The organism is Roseivirga sp. BDSF3-8 (assembly GCF_041449215.1).
Taxonomy (GTDB): Bacteria; Bacteroidota; Bacteroidia; order Cytophagales; family Cyclobacteriaceae; genus JBGNFV01.
In genome coordinates this window covers 150,536-162,205 of record NZ_JBGNFV010000001.1, presented here as the reverse complement: position 1 = coordinate 162,205, position 11,670 = coordinate 150,536, and the positions used below count along the sequence as shown (strand labels likewise).

Genomic DNA, 11,670 nt, shown 5'->3' with positions numbered 1-11,670 from the left:
CAGATCAGACAACAGGAAGGGAACACATGGCGGCACCGGCTTTTAATGAAGACTCGCGGGTAAAAATTCCGGCTATACTGCACCTTACGCGCCTGGGCTACCAGTACCTGTCGCTGAAAAGGGGTGCGCAGTGGGACAGGGACACCAACATCTTTACGGATATATTCCGGGAGGGTATAGCCAGGATAAATCCCGGCATGGAGCAGGCCGACATCAGCAGGCTGTATACGGATATAGCCCTGATGCTGCAAAACGAAGACCTGGGGCGGCAGTTTTACGAGAAGCTTATCAGCGGATCCGGTGAGCGCCTTATCGACTGGGACAACTTTGGGAACAACAGCTTCCATGTAGTGACCGAGCTGCCCTGCGAGAAGGACGAGGAGAGCTTCCGGCCGGACATTACCGTGCTCATCAACGGCATGCCCCTCTCTTTTATAGAAGTAAAGAAGCCGAACAACCAGGACGGGCTGGAAGATGAATACCGGCGGATGGAGCGGCGCATGCAGAACCGTAAGCTGCGCAAGTACATCAACTCCATACAGTTTATGGTCTTTTCTAATAACATGGAGTATGTAGACGGCGCCACCCACGCCGTACACGGTGCCTACTACGCCAGCCCCTCATACGAACGGCCCGTGCCCAACTACTTTCGCGAAGAGGAAGCCCCCGATACGGACAGCCTGCCAAGCCCCCCTGACGATGCGCTGGAAAATGAGATCCTGCGGGACACTAACCTGGTAGCCATAAAGAACAGCCCTGAGTTTCAGGAAAATAAAAAGCCCGGCAGCCCCACCAACCGCATCCTTACCAGCCTGTACCGCAAAGAGCGGCTCGCCTTTATACTGCGCTACGCCATCGCCTACGTAAAAAAGGAAGACGGCCCGCTGCAGAAACACATTATGCGCTACCCCCAGCTATTTGCCACCCAGGCCATAGTGCAGGAGCTGGACAAGGGGCGTAAAAAGGGCATCATCTGGCACACGCAGGGCAGCGGCAAGACGGCCCTGGCCTACTACAATGTGCGCTACCTCACCGCCTACTACCGGCGGCAGGGCGTGGTGCCCAAGTTTTACTTTATAGTAGACCGCATAGACCTGGCCACCCAGGCCACCAAAGAGTTTGTGGCCCGGGGCCTGGCTGTGCACACTATAGACTCACGCGAGGCCTTTGCCGAAGAGATTAAGTCTATAAAGGCCGTGCACAATGCCGAAGGCAGGGATGAGATTACCGTAGTAAACATACAGAAGTTTGATGAGGACCCTACCAAAATTGCCAACGAGGACTACGCCGTAAACATGCAGCGGGTGTACTTTCTGGATGAGGTGCACCGCAGCTACAACCCCGAGGGCAGCTTTCTGGCCAACCTGAAGCAGTCAGACCCCGAGGCCATCAAGATAGGCCTGACGGGCACGCCGCTACTGGGCAGCGACTACAACTCTAAGGACCTCTTTGGGGGCTACATACACAAGTACTACTACAACAGCAGCATAGCCGATGGCTACACGCTGCGGCTGATACGCGAAGAGATAGAGACCAGCTATAAAATGACGCTGAAGGAGGCGCTGGAAAGCATAGAGATACTGCGGGGTGATGCCGACCGCAGGCTCATATATGCGAACCCCCGCTTTGTGCGGCCTATGCTGGACTACATACTGCAAAACCTGCAGCAGGCACGCACCACACTTGCTGACCACAGCATAGGGGCCATGGTTATCTGCGACAGCTCCGAGCAGGCCAAGGCGATGTATGCGCTCTTTTGCGAAGATCATAAGGGGGCCGAAGCGGACATTACGCTGAATATGGCGGCAGAACCCCGCGCGCCCTACGGCAAAACCGCCACCATGCCCCCAAAGAAGCTGAAAGGCGCGCTGATTCTGCATGATGTGGGCACCAAAACCGACCGCGAAAAGTGGGTGACGGGCTTTAAGAAAGGCGCGCTCGATATCCTTTTTGTGTATAATATGCTGCTTACGGGCTTTGATGCGCCGCGCCTGAAAAAGCTGTACCTGGGCCGCGTGATCAAAGCCCACAACCTGCTGCAGGCCCTTACCCGCGTAAACCGTACCTACCAGGACCACCGCTACGGCTACGTGGTAGACTTTGCGGACATCAGCAAGGAGTTTGAGAAGACCAACCAGGACTACTTCAGGGAGCTGCAGGACGAACTGGGCGATGAGATGGAGCATTACTCGCACCTCTTTAAAAGCCGGGAAGAGATCAGCAGCGAGATAGAAGACATACAGGAGCAGCTCTGGAAATTTGACACCGTCAACGCGGAGGTATTCCGGCAGCAGGTAGACCAGATCAACGACCGCACCGAGATGCGCGACATTGTTAAGGCCCTGCAGAATGCCCGCAGCCTCTATAACCTGATCCGGCTGGGCCAGCATGATGAACTGCTGGACAGGCTGGACTTTGCCAAGCTGGCCCAGCTCATGCGCGAAGCGGAACGCCGCCTGGCCGCCATAAACCTGATGGCGAGGCTGGACAGCGGCACTGATACGAACAACATACTCAATGAAGCCCTGGAAGACATCATCTTCGCCTTTACCAAAATAAGCGAAGAGGAAATGAAGCTGGCCGATGAGCTGAAAGACGTGCTGCGGCGCACCCGCGAAAGCCTGGCCGGTAACTTTGACCCCGCAGACCCGGAGTTCATCTCCCTGAAAGAAGAACTGGAGCGCCTCTTTAAAAATAAAAACCTGAGCGAGGTAGGCCGGGAGGCCATGGAGGCCAACATGAAGGAGCTGAACAGCATCTATGAACGCGCCAAAGAAAAGAACCGCCAAAACGAATTACTAAAGGCCAAATACGAGCAGGACGAAAAATACGCCCGCCTGCACAAGCGCCTGGTAGAAAAGTACCCCCTAACGGACCGCGAATACAAGTTGGTGGAGGCACTGAAAGACCTGAAAACCGAGATAGACGACAAGGTGCTGCGCAATGCCCATATGCTGAACAATGAGAGCTACGTGGAGAAAGAGGTGATGGCCCTGCTGGTGGCACAATTTAAAAAGAAGCATAACTTGCAGCTCGATGCGCAAACTGCACAGAAGATAAACACGCTGATAGTAAAAGAATACCTGAACGAATATAAGGGCACCGCCGCATGAAGAGGATAGAGTTTGAGAGCCGGACCAAGGAGCTGATAGACGACCTGAAGAACGTATGCGCCAGCTACGGCCTGGGCAACGACGGCAACGAGTTTAAGATCATTACCCAGTGCTTTCTGTATAAATTCCTGAACGATAAGTTTGTATACGAAATCAAAAAGGAGAGCGAAGCCCTGAAGGCCGCCGGGGCAGACTGGGAGGCCGTACTGGCCGCCATGCCCGAAGAGGAGCGGGACTTTCTGCTGATGGGGCTGCCTGCCACCACCGCCGTCATACGTGAAGACCACTACATCAGCAGCCTGTACCAGAAGCAGAACCAGGACGACTTTGCGGAGATATTCGACAATACGCTTACCGACATTGCCAGCGACAACAGCGACCTCTTCTCCGTAGTCACCAACGGCGGCGAGAAGGTGGTGCTCTTTGAGCGCCTGAGCCGCTATGTGACGGACGACCGCGACGGCTTCTGCCGTGCCATCATCAACAAGCTCGCCGGGGCCTTCAGCTTCGAGCACATCTTCGGCGAGGGCTACGACTTCTACGCCACCATATTTGAGTACCTCATAAAGGACTATAACACCAACAGCGGCGGCAAGTACGCCGAGTACTTTACGCCCTACGCCGTATCCAAAATTATGGCCCGCTGCCTGGTGCAGGGAGAGAACGTACGCAACGTAACCTGCTACGACCCCAGCGCCGGATCCGGCACGCTGCTCATGAACCTGGCCCACCAGATAGGCGAGGACAACTGCAGCATCTACTCACAGGACATCAGCCAGAAGTCCTCTAACCTGCTGCGCCTGAACCTGATCCTGAATAACCTGGTCCACTCCATACCCAACATTGTAAAAGGCAACACGCTCAAAGACCCCTACCACAAAGAGGGCACCCGCCTGCGCAAGTTTGACTTCATTGTCTCCAACCCGCCCTTTAAGCTGGACTTTAGCGATGACCATGAGGCACTGAGTGCCGAAACGCATCACCAGCGCTTCTTTGCGGGCATACCCAATATTCCGAAGAGCAAAAAAGAGTCTATGGCCATTTACCAGCTCTTTTTGCAGCATATTATTTACACACTTGGCCCCACCGGCAAGGCGGCCATAGTGGTGCCCACCGGCTTCATTACCGCCCAGAGTGGTATAGACAAAAAGATCCGCCAGCGGCTGGTAAAAGACAAAATGCTCGCCGGGGTAGTGAGTATGCCCAGCAACATCTTCGCGGCTACGGGCACCAACGTCTCTATCCTTTTTTTGAATAAGGAAAACAAAGAAGAGGTAGTGCTGATAGATGCCTCTAACCTGGGCACCAAGCTAAAGGTAGACGGCAACCAGAAGACGGTACTGAGCCACGAAGAAGAAGAACGCATCATCCACACCTTTATCCAAAAAGAAGCCGTAGACGACTTCTCGGTAGTGGTAAGCTACAAAGACATTGCGGACAAAAACTACAGCCTCAGCGCGGGGCAGTACTTCGAGGTGAAGATTGAATACACTGACATTACCCACGAAGAATTTGAGGCCCAAATGGCCGCCCACAAGCAAACGCTCAATGGTCTCTTCGCTGACTCAAGAGATCTTGAAGAGGAGATAGAAAAACAGTTGGAGGGGCTGAGGTATGAGTGAGTGGAGGAGGGTAACTATTGGAGATGTTATTGAAGGCTTATACGATGGGCCACATGCTACCCCCAAACCATCGTTATCAGGGCCCATCTTCTTGGGTATTAAGAATATCACCGAAGATGGAAAATTTGATCTTTCGGGCATTCGTCATATATCTAATGAAGACTTTCCTAGATGGACTAAGAGAATTCTTCCAAGTGAAGGTGATATTGTATTTACATATGAAGCTACACTTAACCGGTATGCCATAATACCAAAAAACATGCAATGCTGTCTTGGTAGAAGAATGGCACTATTGAGAATTGATAGTAATAAGGTTAATCGTGAGTTTTTATTTTATTATTTTTTTAGTGAAGAATGGCGTAAGGTAATTGATCAGAATATCATTGTTGGGGCAACTGTAAATAGAATTCCTTTATCCGAATTTGAATCTTTTCCTTTAAGATTACCGGATATTGGAATTCAGGAAAAGATAGCATCTGTATTAAGTGCGATAGATCAAAAAATAGACATCAACAACCAGATCAATCAGGAGTTGGAAGCGATGGCTAAGCTCATCTACGATTACTGGTTTGTGCAGTTTGATTTCCCCATCAGCAAAGCCCTGGCCGCGCAACTCGGGAACCCCGCCCTCGAAGGCAAACCCTACAAAACCTCCGGCGGCCCCATGACCTACAACCCCCAACTAAAACGCGAAATTCCCGAGGGGTGGGGGGATGGTACTTTTGATACTATTGGAACAATTATAGGTGGGTCAACCCCTTCTAAAAAAGAAGTTGACAACTTTTGTAAGGGAAATGGGATGCCATGGATTACCCCAAATGACTTATCTCACAATACAGGTAATAAGTTTATAACCAGAGGGGAATACGATGTAACAGAGAAAGGCATGAAGAGTGCTTCATTAAAGGTAATGCCTACTGGCACAGTTCTTCTCACTTCCAGGGCTCCAATTGGTTATGTCGCAATTGCAAGAGAAGATGTCACAACTAATCAAGGATTTAAATCAATTGTGCCAGACAAAGACTGTTCTACAGAATATGTTTATTTTACTGTTAAATCATATATAAGTGTGATGATTCAATATGCTTCAGGATCAACCTTCAAAGAAATATCTGGGAGTACATTGAAGATGATAAAAATCGCAATACCTCCGACTACATTAGTTGAGCAATTCACAAAAACAGTTCAGTCTACATTTGAAAAACAAAACAACCTGGAATTACAAAGCCAAAAGCTCACAGAACTGCGCGACTGGCTGCTCCCGATGCTGATGAACGGGCAGGTCACTGTGGGTTAATTGATAATTGATAATTAAAAATTGTAGAGACGACGATTTATCGCGTCTCCACGTTGGATGTAACGAGAAAGGGTTTTGATTGATATGCGTGGTGCAGCCATGATAATTATGGCTTAGGAAATTTTAGTGAGATTTGTAGGTATAGGGGTCATAAGAGGTGTTTTTAAAAATTAAATAAGGTTTTTTCACAAATAGATAGGTTGTTTTGAGATTTCGAGAGTAGTTATAAGTAACGGAGGCATTACTAAAGGGAACATGTGCTGAGGTACGACACCCAATGAAGTGAACCTAGGTAATGAGATGAATAAATTGTTTTGAAATTAAATAAATATATAATTATGGAAATTACAATAGAGAAGAGAATAAGGTTAATAAAGGCCATAAAGCTTAATAATAATGGGCAGCCTATTACCGAAGAGATGCAAGAAGAAATTATCAATGGCTTCAATCAGGTAAAACAAAGTGAAGATACAGAAGCAATACAGCAATGGATGCAGCAAGAACCAGTAGTGACAGAAAGGGAAATTCAGGAATTACGTAGAAATCAAATAGAAGCTCTTCTACGAGCAACTAGCACGATGCATCAATAGAGTTTGCGCAGAGGCGAAAGAAGTAAAGAAAGAAAAAAATGACAGTCTGAGATAGTGTAGTATCCCGGACTGCCATTTTAGTAAGGGCGAGCACAGGGTATCGACTACTTTCTGCTGAACTTGTAATCAACTACTAGTCCGCCTGGCTCTTTCATTTGGAAGCCATCACTATTTGCAGACCCTTCTACAAAATAATTTTTCTGTCCGGCAATCGTCACCTGTATCTTATTATCTGCTTCTCTTACATCAAATGAATAAGATTCAGAAACTCTATCATTTTTAGTAAGTTGAATACCAATAGGGCCTGTGTAAAGGTATTTTATTTTACCTATAGCAGTTTCAATATAGAACTCCCTTCCTCTAATAAAATCAAGAAACTCTGTTCTTGTCATAAAATTCTTCATTGTCTGATACCACTTACGAAGTCTCCTTCCAAATGGTTTACTGGATTCAAGACACTGCTCCTTTTGTCTTGACCATGATTAAAGGATTTTCTTGATTGGCATGATTTCAATTTTGGCAGGGGTAAAATCAGTCATCATTTCACTGAAAGTGAAATCTAAAAATAATCAAGGCCATTAGGGTAATCCCATGGCATGGCGCTTACGAATCATGGTTGAGACTATAATTTGCCTAGTGCCACATCCTCCACCATCTGTACAAGTTGTTTACCGTTGTAGTGGTTAACATGTTCCCGGGGCTTCTTACTTTGAATAGGATGAAACCTCAATACGCGATAGCCATGAGTCTGAGCCATTTCTTCTATAAAATCCGCAACGTTATTTCGAATACGACTCGCTACAACTATTACGTCGCAGGCGCTATAGTCATTTCTCACCTCTTCATTTTCTATTTGTGCTATTTCTTCTTCTTTCAGATCACCTACCAGATATCTCATACTATAGTGTGCATGTCCTTTTGCAGCCCACAGATCGTCCCCTGAACCAAAGAAGGCTATCTTTAGGTTTGCAAATTTTTCTATTTCCTCAAAGTCAGGCCCTTTCGAATGAAAATCAGCAGGATCGAATATATAGCTAGAGTCTAACTTCTTGAGTAATTCCTGATGAGCCATACGAATAGAGGAAGATTTACCAGAATTAGAAGCTCCCCATACATTGATAATTGTCCTTTCTTTTAAATTCATTTTGCTGGATTATTTAAATTAAATATATCCTTAATGTAATAATTTTAATTAATATTGTAGTGTGCTTCGGAAGTGCTATTTCCATTTAAATAGGTATAAGATTAGTATTTATAGTATAAAAATTTATCAAAAAATCTAAAAAAAACACCGACATATGGTAGGTAAGCGGCTATGCCCGCACCCATAGGGTCTATTATCTTACTCATCAGCTCTTGGTGTTCCATCTTTATCACTCTATTGTCTTGACCTTGATGTATTGGATTTACTTGATTACCCTGATTTCATTTTGCCAGGGGTAAAATTAGTCATCGTTTTACCGGAGGTAAAAAGGAATCAAGGCCAACAGGCCAATCCACCAAATCACGGTTAAGACATTATTTCTCCACCCCGCGGATTGTGATGATGGCTTTGATGAACTGAAGGCTGAAAATATCCCCGGCGTAAACCGCATTTACCGGCTGGGGTTGAAACTGCCTGCCCTGTAGAGACGCGATTAATCGCGTCTCTACAGGGGGTGCTTCTTGATAAATTTATCTTCATCGTTCCTGTTTTATCCATTTATAGTGTATATCATGGTGATCAATACCTCCGTTTGATTGTACTATAGGTGTAGTAATTTATTTCTTTTTTAATAACCTGTCTGCTAATTTGTTCTTACAATAGAAATGGACAAATAAAACAGCTCCCTTCGCCGGAGGGTATTTATGAAATCAGCTATAATCATCTCCTTTGACTTAATCAGGCCGGGAGAGCTTACAACATCATTGGCAATAGGTTCTTTGCTGGCATACGCCAAAAGCCAGCCTGAGTATGGAGAGGTATTTACCCTGCAGAATATTTCTATCAATGCCTTTGATGTACCTTTATTTGCCGGTACTTCTTATTTCCATACATGTCTGGGACATTTGAATTTGACCGATCCCGACACCATAGCTATATCAGCTTATGTATGGAGCGAGCAGCATGTACACACACTCTGTGCCTACTTAAGGCAGCAAGGCTTTGGAGGTAAGATTGTGTTAGGTGGCTACCAGGTTACTTATGGCAATGATGCACAGCTAGCTACAGAGTACCCGGAGTGCGATATCTTTATATCCGGCTATGCTGAGAAAGCCCTGGTGCAAGCCATTCTCGCCGATAAGCCGGATAGTCCGATGTTCTTATCAGATCCTGTTAACTTCGCAAAACTACCTTCACCGTACCTTACCGGTGAGCTGGATATCCCCATGGAGCAGCCAATGCTACGCATGGAGACCAAGCGCGGTTGCCCTTACCGTTGCACCTTCTGCGCCCACCGTGACCTGAAAGACAACCAGGTGCATAAAAACGACCTGGATAAGGTATTTGCAGAACTGGCCCTGTTTAAAGAGCGAAAGGTAAAAAGAGTAAACGTTTTGGATCCCGTATTTAATATGGGCTCAGAATACCTGGAAGTCCTTGAGGAAGTAAAAAGACTGGGTATGCCCGATACTACCTTTACCTTTCAGGCCAGATTTGAATCTATTCATGGCATTAATGGTGACCGCTTTTTGGGTTTGGCAGAAGACATCAGGGCACATCTTGAATTTGGCGTTCAGACGATCATAGAAGAGGAATTTAAGGTAGTGGGCAGGCCAAATAAGCCTGATCATATCACCCGTGTATTTGCTGAGCTAAACCGCAGAAGCATAAGCTATGAAGTAAGCCTGATTTACGGTCTGCCTAACCAAACACCGGATACTTTCAGGAGGAGCATTGCTTTTCTGCAGGATAACGGCTGTACCACCATCAAGGCCTTTCCGCTTATGCTCCTGAAAGGCACAGAGCTTTATGATCAGAAGCAACAGTATGCATTACATGAAGAAGTAGTGGGGGAGTTCGGCATACAAGTAGTGACCTCCGGCAATAGCTTCACTAAAGATGACTGGCTGGAAATGAAAGAACTGGCCCAGAACCTATCAGCTATTCCCGAAAGACTATAGGCATGTATCCACCTGCTGTACTATCTCAAGCCTTCATCATGATGTTTCCGGGTCTACCAAGCCGCTAGTACGATGCGATGATTGCGTCTCTACATCACCATTCAATCCCATCCTCGCCGCAGACGAAATCAAAAAAATCAAGGTTTAGACAGTTAGCAGCATGCCCACCAACCAAAAAGGGACGCACGGTGAGTGTGTCCCTGTTGGTGTATCTGTATATGTTCTTAGTTTCCTACATTAACACCAGCAAAGTTGTAGGTGATAGACATAAAATACCCCCGGTTCGTTTTTTCTTTAGTCAACTGACTCTCATCTACCCCCTCAAATACAGAAGCGTCCACTACTTCATTGAGTTGGTATTTGGAACTAAGCCGTTGTGCTTTGCCAAATATAAAGCCTCCTGATAATATAAATCTGGACTTTCGGCCAAGCAGTACACTCCCGCCTACCGGAAACTGTACCGCCAGGTCTTCTTCTACCATAAACCCGGCTGTAAGTGATAAATTTACATATGTGCTGATTCTGGGGTATATATGACTGAGTACACCAAACCCGATTTTAAAGTCATCATCTTCTTCTTTAATCACCTTTTTCTGTTCTATTTCCTCCATTCCCGTAAAGCTCCCATCGTCTGCAAACACACTGTCCATTCTACTGCCTGCATTGACGATTAGGAAATTTTCATCTACCATGCCTGATCCGATAACCCCTGTACTAAAGTCCAGTTTCATGCCGCCCAGAATAGGTATTTCGTACGTACGTTTATATTTCGGGTTTTCGTCATCTACATTTTCGTAGTAGTCAAGCTCTATAATAAGCTCATCTACGTTTTTTACCTGGAATCCCGGTATCAATAAGTTAGAGTAGTTCTCTATCCATTGTAATATGGCCAGTGCTTCATTTGCCAGTTCCTCATCCCCTCCATTTGTCTTTATATGCTTCAGAAAGTTATTGTAGCTAAATTCTCCATCCATGTCAAAGCAGGACTTGATACTGCTCTTGATATCTGCTACGATATTTTTCTTTTCTATTGAGCCAATATTGTATGCTTTAAGATCATCCTGGAATTGGGTAAGGTCTTTGATTAGTTTATCAAGAGCTGGGTTTATATCATCATTACTGGTTAGATTAACGGTATCCCCCTCACCTTCAGTGTCATCACCAGAATCATCCTCTGCTTCTTTTGCCTCTTTTTTTCCGAGGTTGATCAGAGATTTAAATGTCTCGCCATCTTCCAGATGGTAGTCTTTGAAAGTGAGCGTATGTTCAATCTTCTCGAAGTTTTGAGCGAAATTTACGAAGGTAAGGTTGCCGGTAGTGTTTACCTTTAATCTTTTCTTTATAGAATCCTTGTGATAAATTACTGGCCCTCTGTTTTCTGAGTTTAAATCATGATATATGTTATGGAAATTTTTATCTTCTGTTAAGCTTATAGGTGTACTTAGCCTTTGTTGAGAAGTGTAAAATGAGGGGTCGTCGCAGATTTTTATTTCCTCAGATCCAGAAGTATTTGTGTTATTACCTATGTTGCCAATTTTAAATTCAATTTCTGGTTCTACTAATAATGTAATGCGATATGTCTTATTATTATCATAGGTAGTTACCTGAGTGTCTATTAAATCTTTAAAATAATAAGTGCTATCAAGTGGCTGATTATTTTTTAAACACGATTCTGAGGATTCGCCTTTAAATACCTGTAAGTTCTTTGGATCTACCCCGTTTGTTTGTGAAAAGTCAACGACTAATGAATCTAAATTAAGTAGTATAGGGCTTTCTTGGTCTAAATTAGCTGTTGAATCTTTTTGGTTTACAAACAGGTTGTCTACAGCCAAACTTCCACCTTTATCAGTTATAACCAATAAGTTTTTATTCTCTTGATTGCCATCCTGGGAATGCCCTATGAATGGTAAAAACAATAATATTGATAATAGTAAATGTTTCAT

At 45.5% G+C, this 11,670-nt stretch carries 8 protein-coding genes; 4 read left to right on the top strand and 4 right to left on the bottom strand.

Going from position 1 to position 11,670, the window contains the following annotated elements; genetic code table 11:
* Window positions 1-26: 26 nt before the first annotated feature.
* The 3 genes from AB9P05_RS00385 to AB9P05_RS00375 are packed head-to-tail and all read left to right on the top strand — an operon-like array spanning window position 27 to window position 6,032.
* Window positions 27-3,113, top strand: a complete 3,087-nt coding sequence (locus tag AB9P05_RS00385) for a type I restriction endonuclease subunit R (protein WP_371906834.1) — start codon at window positions 27-29, stop codon at window positions 3,111-3,113.
* Window positions 3,110-4,735, top strand: a complete 1,626-nt coding sequence (locus AB9P05_RS00380) for a class I SAM-dependent DNA methyltransferase (protein ID WP_371906833.1) — start codon at window positions 3,110-3,112, stop codon at window positions 4,733-4,735. The genes AB9P05_RS00385 and AB9P05_RS00380 overlap by 4 nt, the downstream gene beginning before the upstream one ends.
* Window positions 4,728-6,032, top strand: coding sequence for a restriction endonuclease subunit S (locus AB9P05_RS00375; protein WP_371906832.1), 1,305 nt, complete (start codon window positions 4,728-4,730; stop codon window positions 6,030-6,032). The genes AB9P05_RS00380 and AB9P05_RS00375 overlap by 8 nt, the downstream gene beginning before the upstream one ends.
* A 444-nt stretch (window positions 6,033-6,476) precedes the next feature.
* Here AB9P05_RS00375 and AB9P05_RS00370 read toward each other — a convergent pair whose 3' ends face one another.
* The 3 genes from AB9P05_RS00370 to AB9P05_RS00360 form a co-directional block, all read right to left on the bottom strand.
* A complete protein-coding gene (locus tag AB9P05_RS00370; RefSeq protein WP_371906831.1) occupies window positions 6,477-6,602 on the bottom strand; it encodes a PEFG-CTERM sorting domain-containing protein in 126 nt (41 codons plus the stop codon).
* A 124-nt stretch (window positions 6,603-6,726) separates the two neighbouring features.
* On the bottom strand, window positions 6,727-7,014 hold the full coding sequence (locus AB9P05_RS00365; RefSeq protein WP_371906830.1) for a hypothetical protein: 288 nt from the start codon (window positions 7,012-7,014) through the stop codon (window positions 6,727-6,729).
* Window positions 7,015-7,244: 230 nt separating this feature from the next.
* On the bottom strand, window positions 7,245-7,766 hold the full coding sequence (locus AB9P05_RS00360; protein WP_371906829.1) for a hypothetical protein: 522 nt from the start codon (window positions 7,764-7,766) through the stop codon (window positions 7,245-7,247).
* 704 nt (window positions 7,767-8,470) lie between these two features.
* On the opposite strand from AB9P05_RS00360, the gene AB9P05_RS00355 reads away from it, so the two are divergent.
* Window positions 8,471-9,727 (top strand): radical SAM protein, encoded by a 1,257-nt coding sequence (locus AB9P05_RS00355; RefSeq protein WP_371906828.1) that lies wholly within the window; start codon window positions 8,471-8,473, stop codon window positions 9,725-9,727.
* Between the two features lie 224 nt (window positions 9,728-9,951).
* On the opposite strand, the gene AB9P05_RS00350 is transcribed toward AB9P05_RS00355, so the two are convergent.
* The gene (locus tag AB9P05_RS00350) at window positions 9,952-11,670 is read right to left on the bottom strand and encodes a hypothetical protein (RefSeq protein ID WP_371906827.1); all 1,719 of its coding nucleotides are present in this window, start codon (window positions 11,668-11,670) and stop codon (window positions 9,952-9,954) included.

Coding starts and splice junctions, on each gene's coding strand:
- AB9P05_RS00385 (WP_371906834.1), top strand. CDS start 27: ATGGCGGCACCGGCTTTTAATGAAGACTCGCGGGTAAAAATTCCGGCT.
- AB9P05_RS00380 (WP_371906833.1), top strand. CDS start 3,110: ATGAAGAGGATAGAGTTTGAGAGCCGGACCAAGGAGCTGATAGACGAC.
- AB9P05_RS00375 (WP_371906832.1), top strand. CDS start 4,728: ATGAGTGAGTGGAGGAGGGTAACTATTGGAGATGTTATTGAAGGCTTA.
- AB9P05_RS00365 (WP_371906830.1), bottom strand. CDS start 7,014: ATGACAAGAACAGAGTTTCTTGATTTTATTAGAGGAAGGGAGTTCTAT.
- AB9P05_RS00360 (WP_371906829.1), bottom strand. CDS start 7,766: ATGAATTTAAAAGAAAGGACAATTATCAATGTATGGGGAGCTTCTAAT.
- AB9P05_RS00355 (WP_371906828.1), top strand. CDS start 8,471: ATGAAATCAGCTATAATCATCTCCTTTGACTTAATCAGGCCGGGAGAG.
- AB9P05_RS00350 (WP_371906827.1), bottom strand. CDS start 11,670: ATGAAACATTTACTATTATCAATATTATTGTTTTTACCATTCATAGGG.